A 25042-nucleotide genomic window follows, 5' to 3' on the forward strand; every position below is an offset into this window, starting at 1 on the left:
CGACCGCAGATTCTGCTCTGGTTATCTCTTGTTTTGGACGATTTCAATATATGCATTCATATAAAGTGCGACACAACTCTATCAATCTCGCTTTTCAAGGAACAGAAATTCCAATCCACGCACTCACATAGAGTGCGACTCGTATACAGTTTTTTTGTAGTGTTTTCCACTTTATTTCAATCCACGCACTCACATAGAGTGCGACCTCATACAGCCCGTCAGGTGTACCCAGGTAATCAATATTTCAATCCACGCACTCACATAGAGTGCGACGTTTACAGGGCTGCGCCGTCTGACCAAAACGCGGAGGATTTCAATCCACGCACTCACATAGAGTGCGACAAGAAGGTAAAAAGCGCAGTATCATTAGAACCGTTAAATTTCAATCCACGCACTCACATAGAGTGCGACTCTCGACATTCTCATTCATATCATCTGCCAGTGTAATTTCAATCCACGCACTCACATAGAGTGCGACGATTGCGCGGATCATAGCTAATGAATTTGAGTCTCGTATTTCAATCCACGCACTCACATAGAGTGCGACTGAGCGCCTAATCCAGCGTGCAGTCAAGGCGGCTATTTCAATCCACGCACTCACATAGAGTGCGACTACTTTTATCAAAGAGGGGAGGTGAACAGCAATATTTCAATCCACGCACTTACATAGAGTGCGACCTTCCAGGCTGAGGTGAGGAGCTTGGATGGTGTATTTCAATCCACGCACTCACATAGAGTGCGACGATTAACAAAAAAATAAAAAAAAGGAGCGATGGTATATTTCAATCCACGCACTCACATAGAGTGCGACGTGACTGTGACCTTACACAATCTTAAAATCTTGCCTATTTCAATCCACGCACTCACATAGAGTGCGACTCAGAATAGCTCACATTCTTTCATATGAAGGCAAAAATTTCAATCCACGCACTCACATAGAGTGCGACAATGACACCTGGTTTATTATTGCTGGAAGCATTATTTCAATCCACGCACTCACATAGAGTGCGACTCAAGCTCCCCAAACTTATGCACTCGAACCAGGTCATTTCAATCCACGCACTCACATAGAGTGCGACGTAATAGGTAGACCATCATCCGAAGTGATTGACATTTCAATCCACGCACTCACATAGAGTGCGACGAGTGTGGTCTTGGTAAATCATCCGAGCATACAACGATTTCAATCCACGCACTCACATAGAGTGCGACCCGTAGAGCCTTGTCCACTTCCTCAATTGGTATGCCATTTCAATCCACGCACTCACATAGAGTGCGACAGCGAAAATGAAGGAATTCATACCCTAATGATATCAATTCCATGCATTTTCGAAAAAAACGATGCCAAAAAAGCTTGAATCGACTATTGACTTCTAACGAAGAAAGCTAATCCGAATCCATTTCGACAAATTTCGAGGTGCGAAGGACCCGGGGTTTTTATGTGAGCTTCACATTCGCACCGTAACCAAGACAATACACTCAGGATACCACAAAACATTTCTCTGTCCCAGAGAATGCTCTATTTTCTAAAACAATAACGACTCTGCCCCATCAATTACAATTTGTGCACCAGTAATGTGACGCGAATGATCAGAAGCCAAAAATGTCACCAAATCAGCTACCTGCTCGGGTTGACCCGGCCCATCAGCCAACGGTTGCCCTCCTTCGGGAAACTTGACGGGGATGGTAATTTGCTTTAACCCTTCCGATTTCTCCGTGGTTTCATCAATATTCGTCGAAATGGCACCCGGATAGATGACATTCACACGAATACGGAACTTAGCCAGCTCCAGCGCAGCCATTTTAGCAAAACCGGTTTGACCCGCCTTCGATGTGCTGTAGGCTGACATTCCAAAGCTGGTAAAGCGCTGATTTCCATTAATGGAGCTGGTAATAATAATGCTGCCACCACCGTTCTTTTTCAAATGTGGTATTGTATACTTCACCGTCAGGAAGGTACCATCCAGATTCGTGGACAATGTTTGCCGCCAATCCTCAATGCTCAGATCCTCGATCGGTCCGACGACCCCGTTAATCCCGGCATTAGCAAAAATGATATGCAGACCGCCAAATAATTCAACCGCTTCCAGAACTGCTTTTTCCACACGCACCGGATCAGCAATGTCCACGTCAAATGCCCGAGCTGATCCTTCACGTATGGCATTAATTTCTCTTTCCGTCTCCAAAATGCGCTCATTACTTACGTCAAAAAGAGCGACATTCGCTCCTTCTCTGGCCATTTGAATGGCCGTTGCCTTTCCAATCCCAGAACCAGCCCCCGTGATTAGAGCGGTTTTGCCTTCAAAGCGCGCGCCTCCTGCATATATGTAGCTCATATGTATCGCTCCCTTTCAGTAATCTGTATAATCACAAGATTACCCAAAAGGATATACTTTATAATCACCATTTTTGCGCATTTTTTGCTATTCCTTTGCGGTATTTAAGAAAAGGACGAATATTACGCGCATTAGCGCGTCTTTCCTTCTCCTCCTCGTTACATTCTATAAATATCTTAACGAATCGTATTTTTCTATGTATTCATCAAAAAAAGGACGTTATACAACCATGGATATGGATGCATACGTCCTTTTGCTTATTCATTTACCACTGAAGCTCAATAAATGCAGCATCATCATCAAGTCCCCCGGTATGGGATGCGTCCAATAATACCTGTATCTGCTCATCAGGGACTGGCTCGCGAATGGGGTCTAAATCGGATAAACCGTCCGTATACACCTGTAATCTCATAGGCATATCTGCGGGTATGCTTCTTTCGTACCAATGAGGCTTCCCACCAATCGGCCCACGACTTGTAGACCAGCGCTCCGATGTAGAAAAGGTATGATCGAACAGCTCGCTAATTTCCTCGGCACCGTTCCATAGTCGCAAACGTGAATCCCCTTGCCAGGCAAGTCGGAGACGGCCACGGCTACCACGCTTCGGCAGTTCGATTTTACCGCAAATATACATGGACTGGCTTCCCTGACGACGTTTATCTTCCAATACCGAGCGCATTAAGCCTGATTCATGATCCAAAGGCTGCCGATCCAGTTCCTCTGCCGCTGTACCTGCCAAACGTTCAAGGTACACTCTTAACTGATCAACAGACAGATCTTGTCCCCGTTCCATCCAATCCAGTAAAGAGGAACCCAGATAGCGGGCTGCAAAATCTCCTCGGTAACTGAGCCCGACACCATCACACAAGACAAAACAACAGACGGATTTATGAATACGTACTGCGGCGAAATCCTGTCCGCTTTCCCCCATACTGGCAGATTCGGCAGATCTTCCATAGCCATAACGACACATAAAACGACTGTGATGAGATGATAAAGGCTGATCGCCTGTCTGAGAGCTTATGTAAGCAAATTGCTGAGTCAGCCTTGCATTCATTCCCTTTTTTTTGCTCGCGGGGAGCAGGGACAGCAGTGGATTCATGCTTTTACCTCCTTACCGTACAGGCGTTGCAGCCGACATTTGGAACCCAATGGACACCAGTTCCGCACAGGTTCCGGGCAGCATCATAATGGCTCCTTCACCTAACTGATAATCTGCTTCAAACAGCATTTCCCGATAACTTTCAGGCAGTACAGAAGACATATCACGCAATTTCACTGCATGTTCATCCTGCAACGGCGTATTATGCGTCAGACCTTTCCAGCGACGGGGGTCCTGAATAGGCGTTTCCAGCAACCTGTCGGATAAAAATATATTCTCCACCAGTACATTACCGTCCGGTACACTCATGCTCATAATGCGCTTCGCAATCGGTTCCGGATCATCGCCTGTGGAAACCCCATCTGTCATATGACAGACCAAAGGTGCAGGACAGTCCTGCATCCCTGGTAATTCTGCCTGCAAAATACGCTCAGCTTGCAGGAAGGCTTTTGCTGAATCTGAAAATCGTTTGGGTGTCAAATCGGGCAACGAACCAATGGCCGCGATTTCATCAATTCCCTTGACACCATTCAGCAGGTCATACACGTCGTCACTATAAGCTAAAATCGCAATCCGATAGCGTGCTGTCAGCCGATTTCCTTTGGTTGATCGGAAAACCATCTGCCGGATCGCCAACGATATAGCTTCATATACAACGTCAATACGCCGCCGCCCCTCCATCAGCATGTTCATCGACGCGCTGATGTCAATCAGGTAAATGATCAGGGCGGGAGTGCGTTGTGAAGCCTGTATTGTATAATTCATGGTTTGTACATGCTCCCCTCAGTTACCTTCTATCTTCATCTGTTTTGTAGCTATCATTCCGCCCATATATAAACATATGAAATATTAAATTTTAGGCAGTCTAAAATTCGTATCGCCTAAAAAATTATAGATCGAGGAAGCCCGATATCCCACTTCGCCTACAGAACGATAATAAGAAGGATTACTATCATATAGTGTTCTAAAACGCTTCGCAAAGCTCTTTGCCTTCGCAGCGCTTCCACCTTCCTGAGAGGCATATGCCTTGTTGTACAGGGAAATAAGCTGAAGAACGTTCTCCTTGTTTCGTGCATGCATAGACTCTTTTTGCTTTTGTTCCGCCTCGGCTGCTGCCTTACGAGCTGCCTCTTCCTGGGCGGCACGGGTTTCCTGCTCCTTTTTCAAAGCCAAGTATTTTTCATACTTTGCCTGTTGATCATACGCTTTTTGCTTCGCCAACTTGGCAGCCGCCTGCTTATTTTGTTCCTTTTGGGCGAGATAAGCTTCATATTTAACCTGTTGATCGATAAGGGCTTGCTGTCTCTTCTGCTCTTCCTGTTGCTTTTGAGCGGCAAGTACCTGCTGTTTGGCCTGCTGTTCCGCTTCCTGGCGTTGTTTCTCCGTCAGCAATTTTTGAGCGGCTTCCTGCTCGGCTGCCAGCTTTTCCTCGGCCGCCTTTGCAGCCTTCGCTGCCTCTTCCTGCTTGGCCGCCTCGATTTGCCGCTGATTGGACTGATCTGCAAGAATATTCACGGCTGGGATTCCAGCTGCCAACAGAACGACTGCGGCCGCAGTTGTCACGATAAACACTTTGGAGCGATACCAGGCTTTTGATTTTTCAGGTTGCTCCGGCGTCTTGGGATTCAACTGCTCCTCTAGCCCTGTGATCGCAGCCGACACCTCCACATGCAGAGGACTGCCGTCTTCTACAAAATGATACAACGACCGGTATACTTCCAGCGCTGCAGCAGGTTTGTTCTGCTGCTCCAAATCACGTGCCTGTCGGAACAGCTTGTCCGTTACCCCACGCTCTCCCTGCTCCAGGGCAGCCTGATTTAGCAGTGCAGCCTGTTCAGCCTTGAGCGGTGCAGGTGCTGACAAAGAAGATGCAGCTTCACTGGAAAGGCCACTCACCGCTGCCGATTCTATTGTTTCTGTCGCAGCAGGCTCCGGTTCTATAGCCTCAACTGGAATTTCCTGCTCAGTAACTGCATTAAGTACAACCAACCATTCGCCAAAAGTAGGGCAACTGCTTAAATCCTGACTATCCCAGGCGCGGCTGAACAATTCTACCACCTTGCTGCCCCAGCGGGATTCAAGTGATTTTCGTAAAATAAAATAACGTTCGCAAGGCGTCTGCATTTCATGCTGATCAAAATAACTTTCGCCCCACGCTTTGTCGACTACAACACGGTCAGACCAGCCTAGCATTTCTCCTATAATAATTGCCCCTGCAAAACGGTCTGCATACGCACTCCATAAACCGCTGTGGACGGTACGATGGGCGGCATACCCTGGCGAACCTGCCAATAGAGCATCTGGACGATCCATTTTAGTACTATACATTTGTTCCACGTCCACCAATTCCACAGCTGACGTGCCTTGAGGCAGTTCCACTTCAGAAAAAAACGGAAGCATCACATTCGGCGCCGATAAATCACAGTGCGCCAATCCTTTTTGCTCCATAGCTGAACCGATCCCTGCCAATGCTCTGGCTAAAGCCAGACTATCGGAAGCCTCAAGCTGACGCTGATCTGTGAGACAATCGAACCATGTCATACCGTGAACCCATGGCATCAGCACCGCATACAGCAAATCAGGCTGCTCGGCGATCAGACTTCCGTTTCTTTCTGGAGTGAGCACATCACGCTTGCATACCTGCAAACCGGGAATATCCCCGTATGCTTCCATATGCTCAGATTGATAAACCATAGCCGGGATGCGGAACTTCGGAAAAAACACTTTAAGGGCTTTTGCCTCATGCGGTGCTCCGTTTTTGGCATTCAGCTGGTATACAATTCCCTGCCGCCCTGCTTGAGCATAGGCTAAACCGGGTGCAGCGGGATGTCGTCCAACCACATAAGCTGTGCCGTTTATGATCAATTCGTCTCCCGGATTCGGTTGAAAAGACATGAAACATCCCTCTCCTTACATCATTCAGTATGCTAGTTTTCCTCACCTTATTATATACATCTATGGATGGCAAGAAAACCGGGTATCCGAAGATCGCCCGGTTTTTCCTGAACATCCTGTGCCAAACCGTGAGGAATGGCTCACATATTGCTTCTTATAGAGTGGTATATGACAAGTTAATGCCTATCAGGCAAGGCAACTTATTTCGTTTGGTCAACCGTACGGAATTTGTTAGCGATAGCTGTCAATTCTTGGCTGATGCTGTTCAAAGTCGTTACGAAAGCTTGCATTTGTTTGCTAGCTTCCTGAAACTCTTGGAAGAAGCGTTGTTTAGTCATACCTTCCCATTGACCTTCCATACCTGAGATGGACTGTGTCAAACTGGAAACGATCTGTTGGCTTTGCTCACCACTTTGTTTAAATTGGTTAGCCACCTGATCAACCTGTTCTGGGGTAATTAAAATGCGTCCTGCCATTTTTTGCGTCCTCCTTGATGATAAAAATGTTTTTGTTTTATCTAGTTCAAATTGTACTATGGCTATTTAATTCCCTACAAAAGGCAAAGGACCTAATTGTAACAATCCCACTTTTTAACTATAAAACAGCATCTAACAGTATAATATTAACAAAACAACCACCTAATAAGTCCCATAAAGTCGGGAATTGCGAAACGAATCAAGTAAATTTTGCAGTCGATCCAGATTGTCCCGGAACGCGATCCCAACTAAGCGACAGGCTGATCTCTTGCTGTAGACGGATCAGTAAAATACCAATCCTGCGGACTGCTAGAAGACGCCTGCATCAGAATATCCTGATGCAACGTTTCTACATCCGAAGACTGTACACCAGCAATGGCATGTACGACAGACTGCGGGTTTGAAATCAGACTGCCTGCTTCCGAAGCTTGCCCAGGCAGAATAGACGGTGATTGCTGATTCGACCAATCGAGCATTGTGACGGGTCGTCCCAATGGTTGGCTGGCAAATGACAGAATCGTTTGATAGTTGTGGTCAACAGACTGAAACTGCTCTGCCTTTCGGTTCAGTTGTGTACCTGATGTATGGAGGTAAGCATGGATCTGTTCTGACATCCGCTTGGCCTGCATCCAATGATTCAAGATCGCCTCGCGTGCAGATACATCCCAATCCAGCGATTGTAACGCCTGCTCCAAACCTGCTGTTAACTGTTGAATTTGCTCCGCCGCATGCTGTAGCTGCCCGCTAAGCCCCCGAAGCACATCCGGTTCAACTCGAATGCGCATATCCATCACCCTTCTTCTGTCACTTCTTCATTCACTGCCGACTGTTTCAACCAATTTAATAATAAATCCACAAACTGATCTCTTGAAGCCATAGCTGCAATCAGCCAGTCTCCGTTACCACTTGAGCTCATCCGAAATATCCAGTTCATTGCAGGACACAGGACAAAGGCTGCCCGTTGTGATTCCCACTCCCTGCCGTTCCATACCAGCAATTGCAGTTCTCCCTCGGCAACACGGGAACTCAAAGACTGAGCCAGTCTTGCAGCCCCCTCTGCATCTCCGCTAGCCTCGGTCAGTTTACTGCTGATCAGAGACACACTTTCTCCTGCCGATTGCTCGTAAATTTTATTAAATGCCTGCTTGGAGAACATAAGTGCGGGGGATTCAGGCACAAGTCGATCTACCCAACCCATTTTATCAATCAATGTCTCGCAAGCCTTTTCCACATTACCCAGATCATACAGTCGATACTCATCGGGTTCATCAGCGGATTTCACGAGTTCCACTACACGCTCGTTCGTGCAATGGAGATAGCCTTCAAACCGCTTACCTCCCCGCACATAGCGTATACGGCAAGCCCTGTTGGATAATCCCGCGATAGCGACTCTTGAAAAAACGGTAGGAGGCATTGCTAGCTCTTTGCCCTTATCTACCCGCTTTAGATACCCCTTTTCCAAAAGAGTAGCTTTTACCTGCTCCCACTCTTCCGCCAACTCCTCTGCTAGATAGCCCTTAAACGGATCTTCCACCCCAAGCAGTCTGTCAGAACCCAGTACGCCTGCCAGAAAAAACAGTTCCTTCGCCTTGAGGGTTATTAACTTCTGCTTGGAAGCTTGAAACGTTAACATTATGAGCCACCTCCCTTCAAACTACAACATGCCATCGGTCACGAATTTTCGTTATCCAATCCTCACAGCTCACTTGCTCTGAGAAGGGAATTGCCGCTTTTATCCTGGTAAATTTGCGCCGTACGTAGTATCCCTGCCCAGGTGGCAGGACTTTTAGGCCACCAGCAGCGGCGTTCGCCTCCGAATAAGGGATACGAAAGAACGATAGATCATTCGAATCTAGTGTTCCAAATAGCATACCGCTTTGGCTTGCCTTGACATCATTAAACCAGTCCACACCAAAGGTAGGGAAATCAGATGGCACACCCGAGAGCACGACATGCACATTGCGATCACGTCCCAACCGTACAATGGCAGAGAGCTGATCCTTTATCATAAAATCGTTCAGTTGCTTACTTAACATATCCGCATCATCAATGACCAGGAGCAATTCGGGATCATTCCCCTCCTTGTTCCGCTGTTGAACGATATCATACACTTTCTGTACCAGAGGTCCCATTTCTTCCTCGCTTTCGGCAGCAGCCTTAACATGAGGAAGATGCCGTAATCTAGATAGTCCTCCGCCTCCATAGCGTGTATCGATCGTATAGACCTCCAATTGATCGGGTGATGTGTAATAAGCAAGCGATATAATCCAGCTCATTAGAAAAGAGGTTTTTCCACCCTCCATTGGACTACCCACTATAAAATTGGGCCCTTCTTTCAGATTCAGGAGAAAAGGCTCAAGATCGTCACTCTGTAGACCTACAGGTACTTCATAAGGAAGTGCACCCGATGGTCCACTTGTTCGATCCCACTGCTGAAGCAGTTCCGACAGTGGAATCCGCTCAGGTAATGGGAGGATGGCTGGTGCGTGCTTGCCTTTCCATTCCTGCACAATGCCAGCAATATTGCGACGTAACCGTGCTGATCGCTCCGCCTCATCTTCTCCTGGTGAAGGCAATGCCGTCTGGAACTCCAGCGGAGGAACATGCCCTTTAACCAGAGCGCGGCCTGGAATTAACGGTCCTGGCGTTTTGGCTGGTCGTCCTACCGCATAGTAATAGTCACTCGGGTCGGACATTTCAAAAGAAACAGCATTCGGTATGTTACTGCGGAATTTCTCAAACACATCGGTAATCCGATTCGCTGTAATGATAAACGTAATACCTAGACTGCCTCCTTCTCGCAAAAGAGATTCCAGCAGTTCATTTTCATCTGGATAAGCATTACGGAAATTAAGATATCCATCAATAACTACGACAATTTGCGGAATATCCTCAACAGCAGAACGTCGATAAGAGCTTATTGTTTTGACACCAGCCTCGGAAAGCATTTCCTTGCGTACGGCCACCATCTTGAACAGATAACGGAACAGTCGCTTGATCCGGTCATCCTCCTCAGCCATCATAACAGCCCCGATTTGGGGAAGTTCCCCAAAGTCGCGCATCGTTCGACCCATATCAATGATATACCCGTTCCAATGATTCGCTGCAAAACGCTGAGCCGTGGACATCAGCAATGTATGCAAAAAGGTCGTTTTTCCCATGCCCGGCATGCCATACACAGCCCAATGACCATGATCCAGCGATGCATAAATTGGCTCCTGCCGCTGATTCGGCAAATCATCCACCAGACCAATAAGGGCCTTCAACTCCAAAGGTGATGATGTACTATCTATTTCGGTGCATGCCGGCAGATTTGTTAAATCCAGCAATTCAGGCAGCGGCGGAAGCCACGGTCCCTGAAGTCGTTCGATCCCTGCCTTAGCAGCCTCATTCGCAATATAATCAATAAATACTTGAAGCTGTTTAGGGGCTTCTTCTCCTTTTAAGCCTGAGCTTGCCCGTTCGCCGCCCGTCAGTAGCGCTTCACGTTTCCCGTTCAGTCTCACTTCATGTACAGGTAGTGCAGAAGAAATATCGCTGTTGCCTATATACGGCGCACCGCTCCAAGCAAACTGCATCTCTTCAAACACCTCGTCGCTACCGACCTGGAAATATCCTCGTCCCGGCTTCGTAATCCACGCGGCATTCGGTATTTTCAACATGTCACGGCTATCACCTTCGCTTTGCACCCGTAAGCAGATGCGGAACCTGGAGTTACTCCAGATCTTATCATCTACGACACCTGCGGGCTTTTGCGTCGCCAAAATCAAATGGACACCTAGTGTCCGCCCAATCGCGGCAATACTGATTAGCTCGTCCATAAACTCTGGCTGATCCCGCTTTAATTGTGCAAATTCATCAATAATAATAACCAGATGAGGCAGCGGTTGTTCCTGCCGCTGCTGGAGTAGTCTGTAATATTCATCAATATGCTGTAAATTGCCTGCATCGTTCAATATCTTCTGTCGACGAACCAGTTCTGCTTTAAGAGATATTTTGGCGCGTTCAATCAAATTATTGTCCAAGTTCGTGATCGTACCCACAACATGCGGCAAGTTAACGAACGTGTTGGACATGCCTCCACCCTTGTAATCGATCAGCATAAAAGCAAGATCATGCGGATGAAACTCGGCAGCAAGCGAGGCTACGATGGACTGGATAACCTCACTCTTCCCTGAACCCGTTGTACCGGCGATCAAGCCATGGGGACCATGTCCTTGACGCTCTATCTTATCATGCAGGTTAATCATAATCCTCTTACCGCCTGCTCGCACGCCCATCGGCACAGGTAAGGTATCGGGATGGCGGTTACGTCGCCACCGATCTGCCACGTCCAGTTCTTCCACACTCGCTACGCTCATCATATCAAACAGAGGTAGCACAGCGGGAATGTCAGAAGCAGAGGAACGCTTCAAGCGAATAGGAGCCATGTACCTCGCCAATGCATCGGCTTCCTCTTTTGACAAACGATCCGGTTTAAAACTTTGCTGTTCAACCTCCGCCGATTCTGATTTGCGGGCATATACGCCCTGCTCTTTGGAAGCCTCCACAATCAGCTGACACTGCATCGGCAAAGCCTCTTTACGAGAAGCCAGCACAATCGTACACGCATCAATGGCTCGACCGTCCTCCAGTAACAACGGCAGCAACGGTTCTTCCTCAATCAGCTGGGTGTCAGATAAAACAACGATATAACACGGGACTTCCATTCCTTTGCCCTGGCGATCATTGCGATTATTTTTACGACGGTTCAGTCTGGCAAACAGAAAATCAGCTAATTGATGTGCACTGCTACTGCGGTCTGACATCATTCTCTGGATGCGGTCATCATCCCACACATGTGGAAGCCAGCGCATCCAAGTCCATTCACTTTCCTCTCGCTCGTCATAGAAGGAAGCAATTTTCACTTCATCTGGCGAGTGACGAACCGTCACCTGTGCCAAAATGACTCTTAACGCAGCAAGGGTATGCTCCCGGTCGCCAACCAATCCAACCACTTTGGATTGAAACAGCGGTAATGCAATGGAAGCAGCGTCTACCAGACGAAATTCCTCTTCCAGTTCATCCGCAGCTCCCAACAAAGGATCTCGGTCATAACCATCTGGACGTGGGATTTGCAATTTAATATGAAAGGGAACTTGTCCAGTCCCAATACGCACCTGCAAAAAGTCCTCATCCTCCGGTGATCGTTCCCAGAGTGAACTATTGCGGTTTTTGACGATTTGAGTGCATATTTGCGGGTCACCGTGAATTTCATATAGTGTGCGAATTTGCTCCTCGCGTTTCATTTCAAGTTCTTCACGATGCTTTTGAAGCTGTTCCCGGTACATCCGGTCCCGTTCCTCCAGATTGCGCTTGTATTCCTTCTTATTATTTAAATAGACGAAAAAAGGAATCGTATAAGATGTAAGCATCATGACCACGGTGACCATCTGGAACATCAAATAGTTACTGTTACCCATCTTGCCTGTTTTGCTCATATATACGTAAAAGCCTATAGTCACCAACGTCATCATTAACGGAATAAGTATAGATATAATAGAAAAAGACGGCTTGCTCGGCTCAGCCGGAGGCCGTAAAATCTCCAGCTTCTCCTCTCGGAGCGCCGGCCTTAATCTCGGGGATCGCTGGTATAATGCATTCAAGACAAAAGTCCCCCTTTTCGCTTACTATTTCATTTTACCAAGGTTTCATATAATTTCATGTGTGTATTTACCCATTTTTTTCACTTTGAAACAGAGAACGCCTTCCATACACAGGCGCTTCGTCCTGAGTTGTCGAAAAAGCGCGCTGAATGCGCACAGTACAGCCTTCCCGTAAGCCTGATCCTGTGAGTAGCTGGTTATCTCCCACCCTGAACCAAAGCCCTTCCGGAAACTTTGCTTCCATAATATATTGCATGCCTTCCGCCGGAGGCTCGCCGAAAATGCGCACACCCAGCATCAGCTTTAAATGTTCCACCGAGTATTCGTCAGCTACCTCGATGTCAAACCACTCTGTTTCCTGTCGTCCTGAAAGCACGGTCAGGATCATCTGTCATCCCTCCCGATCCTTAATATATGGCAAAGTTCACGCAAAAAGCCTATTTCTACGGAAAAATGGCTATCGTAACTGTAGCATCCGACTATTAGACTGTCAATTTGTTACAAAATACCCACTCTAAAAATAAAACAGCGACTTTAGTCATATTCTCTCACATTAGTAGAGTCATTGGTATCAATAATATGTATTTAATCGTTTCTAATACGGCTATATACGTCATTTTGTCGATTAGTTAGAACTAAATTCGATTGTTCCCTAGGCTGTTGTGAACACTTTGTAAATTTTTCAGACCTTTATGTTTTTATAAGGTGTTTTTAAGGTAATTTTAAGAAACGGGCACTACAATAAAGCCATGAAATAACTCAGGCGAGGTGATTTTTGTGAGAACATTAATTACATTTCAAAACAAACGTATTCCCGTATACTTCAATCAAGAAAATAAGCAACCGGTACAAAAAACTTTAAAACTTCTAAGTAACACTTTGGAGAATAAAATCTCCAGCGGCAAACGTGCCCTTCAAAAATGTCTTAACTCTTTGATCAGTATAGAGATTGTCGGTTGTGAAGCCATCCTGCATAGCGTTAGTGAAAATGATTCATTGGCATTGTCCCTCTATTAAGAGGGACTTTTTTTTGTCCACATTAGACACAAAAAAGAGAGGGGCATTTCAGCACCCTCTCCATATCAGCAACTTTGAAACATGATACATGTGACTTACCGCAGCTTATGCATTTGATCAGACTCTATTTAAAGTATTCTGCGATAACCTTTTTTACCGCCTCGTTCCTTATTCTGCGCCTTCTCAATCCGTATTCTAAACAGTTCTAGTAAATTAGCGCGTGTATGCTCTTCCCGGCAGTTGTCCAGCTTTTTTAAGATAAAACGGTCAATGGACATATGACTCAGGCTCCTTTACAGCAAGCTGCCCCTGCTTTTCAAGGGGATGATCAGGCTATCCATTTTTAACCATTCTGTACGTTGTTTAAACAGGTACGTTCCTTATAGGATAAAGCAGGCAGGATTACATACCCTTTAATTAGGGTAAATACATAAAGTTTCGAAAATTTTATCACGTTAAGTCTGGAAGCTATGGACAAGGAGCGAGCAGAAACCATGATTAAACACATGATTACCAAAATAGGCTGGAACCTTTTATGTGCATTCTTAATCCTAACGATGCTGGCTGCATGCAGCAGGGACAAAGCTTCAACCCGGAGTATGGCCCAACATGAAGCTGAAGCACGTGCCTACACCGTAACGGGCAATCCCAACCAAGGCGCATCATCCCTTGATGAACGAGCTGCCAATCATACACCTATTCATCAGCAAGGCAGCAGCTATGTCGAAATATCAGGTGGCGTTAGCATTGATAAAAATACCGTGAAAGTTACAGGACATTCCAACCTCCCGGCCGGAGCACGGATCAAAGGGAATCTTGCGGTCAAAAACTCCCTGTTAACTGGGTACACGGATGAGACCACCATTCAAAAGGACGGAAGTTTTGTACTTCAGGTACAACGCCCAGGTATACAGGGCAGTATGGATCTGACTGTTCTGTTCCGTCCGGATGACCAAGACAATGAAATACGAAATCTGTATGGTAGCGGTGGCAACAAATTGGAAGGTCCTTATGTATATCAATACGAAGAAAACAAACAGCTTCTGCATGAAGTTCGGATTGGGGCTGAATTTGATCCTGAACAAGAACGCAATACCCCTTTAGTTAAGCCCGTCTGGAACAAACCTAAGGACTACGGTAGCCCTCAAGTGTGGATTAAGCCTGATGTGAAGCAAGAAGGTAACTATTATCATGTATATGCGCGCAGCAATTTGCTGGAAGGGTCGGACGTCAAACTCACGATTGATTTTCCGGGACGATGGCAGTTTGGCTACGATGATCAAACCAAAGTTATGCCTGACGGCTCCTTCAGCATGAGGGTCAAAAAGCCGAGCCTTGCCAACCGTTACACCATAGTCATAAGTTTCGAACCAAACGAAGATATGTGGACCAACGCCAAACAGGCGTATGGTACACAAGGAGAACGTCTTTCGGGACCGTTAGTCAAATCCGCAGACGACAAAGAGGGCTCCAAACAGATTGAAGCCCGTATCCCTATCCAACCCAAATCGTAACTAAACACAGCATCTAACTTAAAGTTACGGCCGTTCGTCATGAAATACGCTTCACAGATACAGCCTATGACGCGGTATCCACGTCTGAGTAGATACAGAATCTAGTGTCGTCTAGCCGCTACGGCTGTATCGTGACTGGCGTGCCTATACTTACCTTTTCCTGAAGCTCAAGCACATCCTTATTCTGCATTCGAATGCAGCCATGTGACACCATCTTGCCAATGGACCATGGCTCATTGGTGCCGTGAATGCCATAATGCGGCTTGGACAGCCCCATCCAGAACGCTCCGAAAGGGCCGCCGGGATTGGGCTGTTTGTTAATAATCGTAAATTGCCCATGCGGTGTCTGTGTAGCCAGTTTGCCAATACCGACTGGATAACTAAGAACAATCTGATCTCCATCTTTCAAATATAAACGACGATCCGATAAATCCACCACAATGCTGTAGTTCGGCATATATTCACCCCTTTATACCCTATGCCGACTACAACATAGATTTTCTTATATTTTTACATTTGATGCTTCACTGCAGTTCGGCTTACCACTCCACATCACGTCGCCAGCCGCTTCGCTGATCCCTACGACCCGGGGTTGTGCTTGAACGGCTATCTTTCCTGCGCCGGTCTGCCTCCTTACGCGCCTGATATTCCAGTTCCCGCTGCATTTTGCGATAATTGTTCACTCTGGATTCCGACAATTCTCCTCTCTCTATAGCTTCCTCCACTGCACATCCAGCTTCGCCCTTATGCTTGCAATCTGCAAAACGGCATTGCTGCGCCGTTTCCATAATATCCGTAAAGGTATGAGCGACCCCCATGGAATCATCCCACAGATTTAACTCGCGCATACCAGGTGTATCCAGCAAAACGGCTTGCTTTGCGATGGGAAAAAGCTGTCGGTGAGTGGTTGTGTGCCTGCCCCGGCTGTCTTCCTCCCTCACATCCTGTGTCAGTTGAACTTCAGACCCGGAGAGCCAGTTTACTATCGTGGATTTTCCACTACCGGAAGAGCCTGTCAAAGCAACTGTACAGCCAGGTTGAAGAAACGCCTCCAGTTGCTCTCTGCCTTCGTTCTGCAAAGCAGAAATAACGATAACAGGTACACCAGGGGCAACTCCCTCCGCTTCAGCAACCCGTTGTTCGACATCTTCACAAAGATCACTCTTACTCAAAACGACAACTGGGTTTACCCCGCTGTTCCAAGCCATAATTAAATACCGTTCCAGTCTGCGCATATTAAAATCATGATTCAACGCATTAACAAGGAACAACGTATCCACATTGGTAGCGATCAGCTGTTCCTTCGTCTCAAAGCCCGCGGCCTGTCTAGATATTCGACTTTTCCGTGGCAAGACGGCATGGATGACTGCATCCGACACTTCATCTGGCGTAGTGATTGCTAGCCAGTCCCCTACGGCAGGCATTTCCGCCGGATCGACAATAGCATGTCGTAGCTTACCTGAAGCCGCTCCCCAGCGTTCTCCATCCATTGTGATAAGTTTCACCTTTTGTCCATAATCGGCAATCAAGCGGGCAGGACGTACCTGTGTATTTCCTACGCGTTCCTCAAAACTTTGCTTCCATTGGTCCCAAAAACCGTTCCAGTAATCAGACCAACCGTATTCATGTATACTCATTGTTTTCCTCCTGAAATCATTATTATTTTTTTGATCGTAGTGTTATTCGATCGATAGGTATACATTTTTCTCCCCGCATGCAAACAACGCAAAAAATCCGCAGGGGTTTCCCTGCGGAGGGTATACGATTCAGGCCGATGTGATCCGTTCGTTCACTTAAGCAAGCAGTCTTCACAGACCACTCCCCAGAACCAGCAACTGGATAACAAGATGCCTAACCATAAAAAATCCGCAGGGAATCACTCCCTGCGGATTTCGTTGGTTCTACTGCCAACCAACTGCTAAGCCAAGACTATAGATCTATACAGTCTTTAACCGTGCATCGTCCGTGCGGGAGACAAGTCATTCTGCTGCTGAACCCATCCATTCATGTTCGTACGCATATAACATCGCCTCCTCCTAAAATTTCCTTTATCATACAAGTCCATCAATTGTCTGTCAAGGCTGCCCACGAAACTTTTTTGAAATCTTTGTCAAGTTTCGTTTAGTGTACTTGATCCCAGCGCGTCCACATCTCACGCGGGTTCAATTCGTACATTTCCCGTTCCCTGTACATAAACTGATGCATAATCAGCTCACGCCGAATCGTTGCAAAATCCTCATGGTATTGCTTGATCCACTCGTTTAATTCACGTTCAGGATACATGCGGCCTGGCTCCAGCTTTTCTGCCAGCATCTGAAGTACGATTAATTTTTTCTTATACTGCGCAGGGATTTGGCGCAACTTGCCGTCCTTGGAAAAAAAATTGCGTAAGACCGACGCCTCCAGCGTTTCATTCAACTCTGACATCTCTTCCTCCCCCTCTCCTTTTTCGAAAATAAATCGCACCGTCGCCTCGGCATGCTGCCGGATCAGCTCTGGATTCAGTGTAAAATACACCGTGTTTTTATCACGTCGTTCCTTAATCAGCCCAGCCTCACGGAGTTTGGAAGCATGATGTGTAACAGTCGGCTGAGACAAATTCAGCTTTTTCGCCAAAGCTTGGCCATGCATCTCCCCACGGGACAAAAGAAGTAATATTCGCATACGCGTTGGATCAGCAAGTGCTTTATGATAATTGACCATTTTATCCAGTTGCATCGTTATTGCACCTCTTTTCACTAGTACATACTTGCTATGCAAGCGAATTTAATCACATAAAATAGATATATATCTAATTATATGTTTACTAAAAGTAGCTGTCAATCTTCACCTTCCATCATCACTTTCTGAAAACGGCTGGATATTGTGTTCGCATTGCGGTAGGATTATTATTTGAAAACTTCTCACATACTGAGCTATTTGCTTCAATCCTGAGATCCGTTTTTAATCGTCAAAATAATGTTAACCCTACAAAACTGGCGTAATAAACCAATACAACTGGAGGTTCATCCAAATGTACGACGTAATCATTATCGGTGGCGGACCCTGCGGACTATCCGCTGCAATCGAATGCAGCCGCAGAGGTTTGCAAACTGTCATTATTGAAAAAAGCAACATCGTTCACTCCATTTTTCTGTATCCGACGAACATGCAGTTTTTTAGCACCGCCGAACTACTGGAAATCGGTGATGTTCCATTCAGCACCCCTAATGATAAACCTTTTCGTCATGAAGCACTGGCGTACTATCGTAAGGTAGCCACTCATTATAACTTGAACATTCAGCATTATGAGGAGGCCCAGTCCATTCATCGCCAGGATGACGGTACATTTACCGTACATACCCTGAGCAAAGGGGAAATAACCAAAACGTATTCGTCACGCTATGTCGTTGTGGCTACAGGATATTTTGATCATCCGAACTATTTGGGCATTCCTGGGGAACAATTGGATAAAGTCACGCACTATTTCAGCGAAGCCCATCCCTATACAGGAACCCGGGTCGCAGTCATCGGTGGCAGTAACTCTGCGGTAGATGCTGCAATGGAATTGGTGCGGGTCGGAGCTACGATTGATATGGTATATCGTCGAAGCGAGTTGTCCCAATACATCAAGCCGTGGGTTCGTCCACTGTTTGACAGTATGGTACAAAAAGGGAAGATCACGCTGCACTTAGGCGCACGTATTACCGAAATTCATCCAGACCATGTCGTAGTCACTCCGCTGGACACTGAAGCATTCCGGCTCGAAAATGATTTTGTACTGGCACTGACTGGATTTCACCCGGAACGAAAACTACTGGAGTCTGTTGGCGTCCACATGGCTGAGGATCTGGACAAACCAGAATTTAATCCTGCCACGATGGAAACGAACATCCCAGGTATATATGTCGCTGGGGTCATCGCTTCAGGCAGCAATGCCAATGAGGTGTTTATTGAAACAGGCCGCTGGCACGGGCGACAAATCGCTGAACATATCCAAAGCTAAATAAACGAAGGAGAACATCTGTATGGATTACAGCTCACTTATCTTACTGGTATTGGCTGGTCTTGGAATTGTTAGTGGTAACTCTACCGTGACTATTGCCATGGTTGTATTACTGCTGCTGCGGGTAACCAGCTTTCATTCTGCTTTCCCCTGGCTTGAAAGGTATGGCCTGACGATCGGAATTATTATTTTGACGATTGGGGTCATGACCCCGCTAGCCAGCGGTAAAATCAGTATCAATCAGGTGATGGAGTCTTTCCTGCACTGGAAATCACTGCTCGCGATTGGTATCGGAATTCTGGTAGCCTATCTTGGCGGCCGCGGAGTAACTTTGATGTCTGGACAGCCCATTATTGTGACAGGTCTACTGATCGGGACCGTCATTGGCGTTGCCTTCTTTAAAGGAGTTCCTGTTGGACCTCTGATTGCTGCCGGATTGCTTTCCTTGTTAATCGGCCGCAGCTAAATTCGCACAACAAATATAGGAATAAATGATAGCAATCTGCATGTCGGGCTGAATTCAGTCCCGCTTTGTGGTATACTCATATCGCATAATTTGGTAAATGCAGGAGGCTTGACCGATGTCTCGACAATTTGTAACGGAAGCTGTAATGGTGGCTATATACGGCCAACTACTTACATCTCCCGCCCCTGTGGAATATATAGTGCCATACACATCACTGCTAGAGCTATACGAATTCCAGGATAGCACAGAGCCGCTCATGGATAATCCTATGGACGATCAACATGTGAAGCGGAAGGTAAGCGAGTTGATCAGTTATTTTGAGGAACCGTTGAATCAGAAAAAAATTCGGCGTGCCCTTCAGATGCCTTGGGCCAAGAGCTTGCCTATTCTATTCGATGCCAATACATCACTCATTATCATTAATGCTGTTGATACTGCGCATTACGGAGAATATTTTGATCCAATTGAGACTGAACTAGTGTTGACAGCTCAACGTGAATCATTACCTATTCTGACGGATCAATTGGACTGGATCCACCGCATTATCGAAGCTTCCGTACCTGTACATGTGTACGACATTGATGATTTTGATTTTGCACTCGATGGCCCGATACTTAACAACCCTTAACATACGACATACCCGCCTTAACCACAAAAAAGCGGTGGAGCATCATGTACAGGTTCATCTCCTGTAACACGATACTCCACCGCTCTTCTTGTCCAAGAACAACTATTTGCACGCTATGATTGACAGTAGAGCGCTAAGCTTGTCCATCCTCAACATAGGTGTAAATAATGTCATCATGTTCCTCCAAATACTTAACTTCCAGATGATGGCCCTTCAGATACCAGTAATCCTGGTCCTCCATATAAAACGTAATGCCAGCCGCTTCATGCTGTAATACGGGGTGCTGCGGAGGCTCTACGGCAATTCCCAGAGAAAAGCCTGGATGCAACCCGCCGCCAGAGCTATAGCGAACAAAAAAACGGATCGCATCTCCACGATTCAAACTAAGCTCCTTAATGTACCACTGTGCCGCAGGTTCAGTTACCTGTATGCTCATACGTTATGCTCATCTCCTTGTACAATGACGTCTGCCAACTATATCATAGCATCTTTTAGAATGACCACCAACCGTCCCAACCTAGCGAGATTCTTGGACAAGTCATATACATTTTTTTGAAAAAGGTTTGACAATTCGCAAAAAAGGGTGTTAAGATTCAACCATACGAGATCCATTTTGAAATTTATTACCAATTTGAACGATTACTCATGTTAGAATGAACCCATTTTGAGGAAGAAAGGAGTGTTACCGGTGCTAAAATTTCCTATTGCATTTTACCCACATCTACAAACACAACAACTTCATACCGGAGCATCTCCCCTGTCGCATCCTTCAGAATTGGGCCATTCACGTTGTATGGTTTAATACGAGTGGCTGCCTGCGTTTGAGCAGTTTTTCAGTGGTGAGTGTGCTGAAAATACCTGCGCGCCATATGATATTGAGATTTAGGGCATATCGTCTGCGGACGGTATGCCTTTTTTGCGCCTGTTGCCGGATCATATTTGTGGTAGCAAGTCGCTGTTGTTTCTTCAAAATGGTACACAACTCTCGAAAGAACTTGTCATGAAAGGATGGGATTCCTCTTGTTTTCGGTACTTAAAAATTTAAGCTGGTTTTTTAAAAGAGAACGAAGCCGATACTCCATTGGATTGTTTTTGCTGATAGCCGTTGGTGTGCTGGAGCTTGCTCCACCTCGGCTACTAGGTAGTGCCATTGATGAGATTGTGCGCGGTTCGATTTCCTGGTCCTCACTTTGGCGTTATATTTTGTACATCATAGGCATTCTAGCCGTCATCTACTACATTACGTACATATGGATGCACAAGCTGTTTGGTGGTGCCAATCTGGTGGAGCGCTTACTGCGCACACGCTTTATGAATCATCTACTGCGGATGACCCCTCCATTTTTTGAACGTAATCGTACTGGTGATCTGATGGCTCGTGCTACGAACGACCTTCGCTCCGTAGCAAGTACAGCGGGCTTCGGCATGCTGACACTGACAGACTCTACGGTCTATCTGAGCGTTGTATTAGTTGCCATGGGTACCCTAATCAGTTGGAAGTTGACACTGGCAGCTATCCTGCCCCTACCTTTTATTGCACTGGCTATGAGCATTTACGGTAAAGCCGTTCACGAGCGTTACACACTGGCACAAGATGCATTTGGTGATATGAACGATCAGGTGTTGGAATCCGTAGCAGGCATCCGAGTCATTCGCGCCTATGTGCAAGAGCGAATGGACGAAAAACGTTTTGCTGATATTACCGACGATGTATTTCGTAAAAATCTGGCTGTCGCTCGGATGGATGCTCTCTTTGAACCAACGATTCGTTTATGTGTAGGACTTAGCTATGTCATTGGACTCGGTTATGGTATTTATCTGGTATTTCATAACGATATCACGCTAGGCGAATTGGTCTCCTTTAATATGTATCTAGGAATGATGATTTGGCCGATGTTTGCCATTGGAGAGCTGATTAACATTATGCAGCGCGGTAGCGCTTCCCTGGACCGGGTCAATGAAACTCTCGATGTCCAGCCAGACGTTCAGGATGCAGCTCAACCTGTTCCAGTGGACCGCCTCGAATCCATCAGGATGAAAGACGTTACCTTCCGTTACCCTACTTCTACTATTGACAATCTGTCACATGTGAGTCTGGAGCTCAAACGCGGAGAAACGCTAGGCGTCGTCGGTAGAACCGGCAGCGGGAAATCCACTCTCCTCAAACAGCTTCTGCATGAATATCCGACGGGTAGCGGTGATATTTTAATCTCCGGCATACGTCTGGAGGACATTGCAGTAGAACAACTACACAGCTGGATCGGCTACGTGCCGCAAGAGCAAATTTTGTTTTCCAAATCGGTGCGCGAGAACATTCAGTTCGGGAAACCTCGTGCAGATGATGACGACATTATGGAAGCTATCCGTACAGCTGCCTTCGACCAGGATTTAGGTACCTTGTCTGATGGGCTGGATACACTGGTCGGAGAAAAAGGTATCGCCCTGTCCGGCGGCCAGAAGCAGCGTGTTTCGCTGGCACGCGCCTTTATCGGTGATCCGGATATTCTATTGCTCGACGATGCACTATCTGCAGTAGATGCCCGGACGGAAGCAAGGATTATTGACAATATCCGACGTAAGCGCTCGGGTAAAACAACCTTGATCTCCACCCACCGCCTCTCTGCTGTAGAACATGCAGACCGGATCGTCGTGCTGGAGCAAGGACGCATTATTGAGGAAGGGACCCACAGCGAGCTGCTTCAGGCTGACGGATGGTACCGACAACAGTATGAACGGCAACAAGTGGAATCTGATCTGACCTCAGGGGAGGTATCCTAATGAAACCTAATATCGGCAAAAGGCTATTCCAGTACGCGCTGACGAGCAAAGCAGGCTTTATTGCCGCTCTCATCGCTTTGGCTATCGGAGTAGCCGCCGAGCTCGCTGGTCCCTTCATCGCCAAAACGATGATTGACGACCATATGCTCGCTATTGAAAAACCATTTTATGAAACAACTAGTGTGGACGGAACTGTAAGCTATGCTGGAACCCACTTTAAGCGTGAAGATCGCTTTGAGTCCGGGGAGACCAAAGGTCGCGAAGCGAGGATTTTACAAGTTGGGAAATCTTTCGTATTTATCGATGGCTCGGTTAAAGTGGCTGACGGTAACCGCTCCTTTACGAACGGAACGCTGACTGTGACACGCGGCTCCGACACCTTTCGCTATGAAGCTAAGGCTCTGACAGCTGATGAACTGTATAGCTTTTACAAACCGGAAATGCCCGGTATCTTTCAGCTGATTGGCTGGTATTGCTTCTTCCTGGTTATTTCCATTTTTGCTGAATTCGGTAAAACATACTGGCTGCAATCCTCGGCGAACAAGGTCATTCAAAAGCTTCGGCTTGATCTCTACGCTCACATCCAGCGGTTGCCAGTTTACTTTTTTGATAACTTGCCTGCAGGCAAAGTCGTATCCCGTGTTACGAATGACACTGAGGCAGTCAAAGATTTGTTTGTGGCTGTGCTCTCAAATTTCACTTCAGGGATTGTGACGATGGCAGGAGTATATGTTGCACTCTTTTTGCTGGACTTCAGACTGGGTCTTATCTCTCTGTTTATAGTACCGTTACTGATCTTGTGGATTGTATTGTATCGCAAGGTCGCCACCCGCTATAATACGATCATTCGGTCCAGACTCAGTGAAATTAATGCGATTATCAATGAATCGATTCAAGGGATGTCCATCATTCGCGTATTCCGCCACCAGAAACAAACGCAGCAAGAGTTTGAAGAACTGAATGATGATTATATGAAGCATCAGAATAAAATGCTGAATTTGAACGCCTTCACTTCGCACAATTTAGTCAACGTGTTGAGAAATCTCGCCTTTGCCGTCGTGTTGTGGTATTTCGGATCTGAGGCGCTCGGAACTACAGGTAGTGCTGTTTCACTAGGCGTATTGTATGCCTTCGTCGATGTGCTGGGTCGACTGTTCCAACCTATGACGGGTATGGTCAACCAACTCGCCGTACTGGATACTTCCATCGTATCCTCAGGACGCGTATTTGAGTTGATGGACGAAACTGGAGAGCCGGTGACGGACGGCACGATGCCGCGCTACAAAGGCCAGGTAGAGTTTAACGACGTTTCCTTTGCCTACAAAAAGGATGATGTACTTAAACATATTTCCTTTACTGCACAGCCCGGGCAAACAGTTGCCCTTGTCGGACATACCGGATCAGGCAAAAGTTCGATTATTAACCTGCTATTCCGGTTCTATGATCCGCAAAAAGGAACGATCACCATTGACGGAACATCTGTCAAAGACATCCCTAAGCAATGGCTTCGCCATCATATGGGTATTGTTCTTCAAGATCCATATTTGTTTACAGGTACGGTAGCCTCTAATGTCAGTCTCGAAGACAGCCGAATCACGAGAGAACAGGTGAATAAAGCGCTGCATGACGTTGGAGCCGACAAATTGCTGGCCCATTTGCCGCAAGGATTCGATGAGCCTGTTATTGAAAAAGGTAGCACTTTATCAGCCGGGCAACGCCAGCTAATTTCCTTCGCTCGTGCACTAGCCTTTGATCCCGCAATTTTAATTCTGGATGAAGCTACTGCCAATATTGACACCGAAACGGAAGCGCTCATCCAATCCGCTCTTGAGGTACTCAAGAAGGGACGTACGACCTTTATCATTGCTCACCGTTTGTCCACCATTCGCAGTGCGGACCAAATTTTGGTACTTCATCGGGGTGAAATTGTTGAACGGGGTAGCCATGACGAACTTATGACTCAAGGCGGTCGTTACTTCCAAATGTATCAGCTCCAGTCGGGAACAGTTGCAACAGATTCGGCTTCATCCTCTGCTACGCCTTCTGCGCAAGATGACCTGCTTGCAGGCAAAGTCAGCATTTAAAGCTTGAATAGCCCTATTGCTTAGGGCTAACGATTAACATTTGGTATGAAAAAAACCAGCAAGTCTCCCCTACAAATTGGAGGCTCGCTGGTTTTATTTATATCTATAACATAGGG

General features: G+C 46.6%; 22 protein-coding genes and 1 CRISPR repeat array. Of the genes, 7 read left to right on the forward strand and 15 right to left on the reverse strand.

Annotated features, from left to right (window positions below; all coding sequences use genetic code 11):
* Positions 1–40: 40 nt before the first annotated feature.
* A CRISPR array of direct repeats spans positions 41–1280; the repeat unit is 32 nt; unit sequence ATTTCAATCCACGCACTCACATAGAGTGCGAC.
* Positions 1281–1526: 246 nt separating this feature from the next.
* From MKX59_RS17040 to MKX59_RS17080, 9 genes are all read right to left on the reverse strand, one after another.
* Complete coding sequence (locus tag MKX59_RS17040; RefSeq protein WP_028542686.1) at positions 1527–2336, reverse strand: SDR family oxidoreductase; 810 nt, start codon at positions 2334–2336, stop codon at positions 1527–1529.
* 265 nt (positions 2337–2601) lie between these two features.
* Positions 2602–3438 carry a hypothetical protein gene (locus MKX59_RS17045; protein ID WP_028542687.1) on the reverse strand — a complete coding sequence of 279 codons (837 nt, stop codon included), beginning with the start codon at positions 3436–3438 and terminating at the stop codon, positions 2602–2604.
* Positions 3439–3450: 12 nt separating this feature from the next.
* On the reverse strand, positions 3451–4203 hold the full coding sequence (locus tag MKX59_RS17050; RefSeq protein WP_013309992.1) for a vWA domain-containing protein: 753 nt from the start codon (positions 4201–4203) through the stop codon (positions 3451–3453).
* 84 nt (positions 4204–4287) lie between these two features.
* Entirely contained in the window at positions 4288–6333 is a 2046-nt protein-coding gene (locus MKX59_RS17055) for a hypothetical protein (protein ID WP_340858648.1), read from the reverse strand.
* A gap of 200 nt (positions 6334–6533) precedes the next feature.
* Positions 6534–6809: a WXG100 family type VII secretion target gene (locus MKX59_RS17060; protein WP_013309990.1), complete on the reverse strand. Its 276-nt coding sequence runs from the start codon at positions 6807–6809 to the stop codon at positions 6534–6536.
* A gap of 248 nt (positions 6810–7057) precedes the next feature.
* Positions 7058–7594, reverse strand: a complete 537-nt coding sequence (locus MKX59_RS17065) for a WXG100 family type VII secretion target (RefSeq protein ID WP_025719059.1) — start codon at positions 7592–7594, stop codon at positions 7058–7060.
* A 5-nt stretch (positions 7595–7599) separates the two neighbouring features.
* The gene (locus tag MKX59_RS17070; protein WP_068940682.1) at positions 7600–8442 is read right to left on the reverse strand and encodes a hypothetical protein; all 843 of its coding nucleotides are present in this window, start codon (positions 8440–8442) and stop codon (positions 7600–7602) included.
* 16 nt (positions 8443–8458) lie between these two features.
* Positions 8459–12454, reverse strand: coding sequence for a type VII secretion protein EssC (gene essC, locus MKX59_RS17075; RefSeq protein ID WP_340858650.1), 3996 nt, complete (start codon positions 12452–12454; stop codon positions 8459–8461).
* Between the two features lie 67 nt (positions 12455–12521).
* Entirely contained in the window at positions 12522–12842 is a 321-nt protein-coding gene (locus MKX59_RS17080; protein ID WP_023988263.1) for a hypothetical protein, read from the reverse strand.
* A gap of 389 nt (positions 12843–13231) precedes the next feature.
* Here MKX59_RS17080 and MKX59_RS17085 point away from each other — a divergent pair, with 389 nt between their 5' ends.
* Positions 13232–13471, forward strand: coding sequence for a hypothetical protein (locus MKX59_RS17085; protein ID WP_013370782.1), 240 nt, complete (start codon positions 13232–13234; stop codon positions 13469–13471).
* A 128-nt stretch (positions 13472–13599) separates the two neighbouring features.
* Here the strand turns inward: MKX59_RS17085 and MKX59_RS17090 are convergent, their stop codons facing one another.
* A complete protein-coding gene (locus MKX59_RS17090; protein WP_023988262.1) occupies positions 13600–13749 on the reverse strand; it encodes a hypothetical protein in 150 nt (49 codons plus the stop codon).
* Between the two features lie 216 nt (positions 13750–13965).
* Between MKX59_RS17090 and MKX59_RS17095 the strand changes: the two genes are divergently transcribed.
* Positions 13966–14985 carry a flagellar motor protein MotB gene (locus tag MKX59_RS17095; RefSeq protein ID WP_256703527.1) on the forward strand — a complete coding sequence of 340 codons (1020 nt, stop codon included), beginning with the start codon at positions 13966–13968 and terminating at the stop codon, positions 14983–14985.
* Positions 14986–15103: 118 nt separating this feature from the next.
* Here MKX59_RS17095 and MKX59_RS17100 read toward each other — a convergent pair whose 3' ends face one another.
* The 3 genes from MKX59_RS17100 to MKX59_RS17110 form a co-directional block, all read right to left on the reverse strand.
* Positions 15104–15442, reverse strand: a complete 339-nt coding sequence (locus MKX59_RS17100) for a L,D-transpeptidase (protein WP_023988260.1) — start codon at positions 15440–15442, stop codon at positions 15104–15106.
* A gap of 82 nt (positions 15443–15524) precedes the next feature.
* On the reverse strand, positions 15525–16622 hold the full coding sequence (gene rsgA, locus MKX59_RS17105; protein WP_076264231.1) for a ribosome small subunit-dependent GTPase A: 1098 nt from the start codon (positions 16620–16622) through the stop codon (positions 15525–15527).
* A gap of 484 nt (positions 16623–17106) precedes the next feature.
* The gene (locus MKX59_RS17110) at positions 17107–17703 is read right to left on the reverse strand and encodes a DUF2087 domain-containing protein (RefSeq protein ID WP_068940675.1); all 597 of its coding nucleotides are present in this window, start codon (positions 17701–17703) and stop codon (positions 17107–17109) included.
* A gap of 295 nt (positions 17704–17998) precedes the next feature.
* Here MKX59_RS17110 and MKX59_RS17115 point away from each other — a divergent pair, with 295 nt between their 5' ends.
* The 3 genes from MKX59_RS17115 (at position 17999) to MKX59_RS17125 (ending at position 20064) form a co-directional block, all read left to right on the forward strand.
* Complete coding sequence (locus tag MKX59_RS17115; protein ID WP_023988257.1) at positions 17999–18970, forward strand: YpdA family putative bacillithiol disulfide reductase; 972 nt, start codon at positions 17999–18001, stop codon at positions 18968–18970.
* 22 nt (positions 18971–18992) lie between these two features.
* Positions 18993–19436, forward strand: coding sequence for a DUF441 domain-containing protein (locus tag MKX59_RS17120; RefSeq protein WP_013309978.1), 444 nt, complete (start codon positions 18993–18995; stop codon positions 19434–19436).
* A gap of 115 nt (positions 19437–19551) precedes the next feature.
* On the forward strand, positions 19552–20064 hold the full coding sequence (locus tag MKX59_RS17125; protein ID WP_023988256.1) for a hypothetical protein: 513 nt from the start codon (positions 19552–19554) through the stop codon (positions 20062–20064).
* Between the two features lie 133 nt (positions 20065–20197).
* Here MKX59_RS17125 and MKX59_RS17130 read toward each other — a convergent pair whose 3' ends face one another.
* Together MKX59_RS17130 and MKX59_RS17135 are read right to left on the reverse strand one after the other, a co-directional pair.
* Positions 20198–20500, reverse strand: coding sequence for a HesB/YadR/YfhF family protein (locus MKX59_RS17130; protein WP_068940673.1), 303 nt, complete (start codon positions 20498–20500; stop codon positions 20198–20200).
* 348 nt (positions 20501–20848) lie between these two features.
* On the reverse strand, positions 20849–21034 hold the full coding sequence (locus MKX59_RS17135; RefSeq protein WP_226887697.1) for a hypothetical protein: 186 nt from the start codon (positions 21032–21034) through the stop codon (positions 20849–20851).
* Positions 21035–21084: 50 nt separating this feature from the next.
* Between MKX59_RS17135 and MKX59_RS17140 the strand changes: the two genes are divergently transcribed.
* Both MKX59_RS17140 and MKX59_RS17145 read left to right on the forward strand, forming a co-directional pair.
* Complete coding sequence (locus MKX59_RS17140) at positions 21085–22842, forward strand: ABC transporter ATP-binding protein (protein ID WP_023988255.1); 1758 nt, start codon at positions 21085–21087, stop codon at positions 22840–22842.
* The gene (locus tag MKX59_RS17145) at positions 22842–24926 is read left to right on the forward strand and encodes an ABC transporter ATP-binding protein (RefSeq protein ID WP_068940671.1); all 2085 of its coding nucleotides are present in this window, start codon (positions 22842–22844) and stop codon (positions 24924–24926) included. The genes MKX59_RS17140 and MKX59_RS17145 overlap by 1 nt, the downstream gene beginning before the upstream one ends.
* Positions 24927–25042 lie beyond the last annotated feature (116 nt).

Source organism: Paenibacillus sp. FSL R7-0340 (assembly GCF_038002205.1).
In the GTDB taxonomy this organism is placed as follows: domain Bacteria; phylum Bacillota; class Bacilli; order Paenibacillales; family Paenibacillaceae; genus Paenibacillus; species Paenibacillus polymyxa_B.

Bases quoted from the DNA above. Each gene is read 5' to 3' on its own strand.
- MKX59_RS17040 (WP_028542686.1), bottom strand. From the start codon at position 2,336: ATGAGCTACATATATGCAGGAGGCGCGCGCTTTGAAGGCAAAACCGCT.
- MKX59_RS17045 (WP_028542687.1), bottom strand. From the start codon at position 3,438: ATGAATCCACTGCTGTCCCTGCTCCCCGCGAGCAAAAAAAAGGGAATG.
- MKX59_RS17050 (WP_013309992.1), bottom strand. From the start codon at position 4,203: ATGAATTATACAATACAGGCTTCACAACGCACTCCCGCCCTGATCATT.
- MKX59_RS17055 (WP_340858648.1), bottom strand. From the start codon at position 6,333: ATGTCTTTTCAACCGAATCCGGGAGACGAATTGATCATAAACGGCACA.
- MKX59_RS17060 (WP_013309990.1), bottom strand. From the start codon at position 6,809: ATGGCAGGACGCATTTTAATTACCCCAGAACAGGTTGATCAGGTGGCT.
- MKX59_RS17065 (WP_025719059.1), bottom strand. From the start codon at position 7,594: ATGCGCATTCGAGTTGAACCGGATGTGCTTCGGGGGCTTAGCGGGCAG.
- MKX59_RS17070 (WP_068940682.1), bottom strand. From the start codon at position 8,442: ATGTTAACGTTTCAAGCTTCCAAGCAGAAGTTAATAACCCTCAAGGCG.
- MKX59_RS17080 (WP_023988263.1), bottom strand. From the start codon at position 12,842: ATGATCCTGACCGTGCTTTCAGGACGACAGGAAACAGAGTGGTTTGAC.
- MKX59_RS17090 (WP_023988262.1), bottom strand. From the start codon at position 13,749: ATGTCCATTGACCGTTTTATCTTAAAAAAGCTGGACAACTGCCGGGAA.
- MKX59_RS17095 (WP_256703527.1), top strand. From the start codon at position 13,966: ATGATTAAACACATGATTACCAAAATAGGCTGGAACCTTTTATGTGCA.
- MKX59_RS17100 (WP_023988260.1), bottom strand. From the start codon at position 15,442: ATGCCGAACTACAGCATTGTGGTGGATTTATCGGATCGTCGTTTATAT.
- rsgA (WP_076264231.1), bottom strand. From the start codon at position 16,622: ATGAGTATACATGAATACGGTTGGTCTGATTACTGGAACGGTTTTTGG.
- MKX59_RS17110 (WP_068940675.1), bottom strand. From the start codon at position 17,703: ATGCAACTGGATAAAATGGTCAATTATCATAAAGCACTTGCTGATCCA.
- MKX59_RS17115 (WP_023988257.1), top strand. From the start codon at position 17,999: ATGTACGACGTAATCATTATCGGTGGCGGACCCTGCGGACTATCCGCT.
- MKX59_RS17120 (WP_013309978.1), top strand. From the start codon at position 18,993: ATGGATTACAGCTCACTTATCTTACTGGTATTGGCTGGTCTTGGAATT.
- MKX59_RS17125 (WP_023988256.1), top strand. From the start codon at position 19,552: ATGTCTCGACAATTTGTAACGGAAGCTGTAATGGTGGCTATATACGGC.
- MKX59_RS17130 (WP_068940673.1), bottom strand. From the start codon at position 20,500: ATGAGCATACAGGTAACTGAACCTGCGGCACAGTGGTACATTAAGGAG.
- MKX59_RS17145 (WP_068940671.1), top strand. From the start codon at position 22,842: ATGAAACCTAATATCGGCAAAAGGCTATTCCAGTACGCGCTGACGAGC.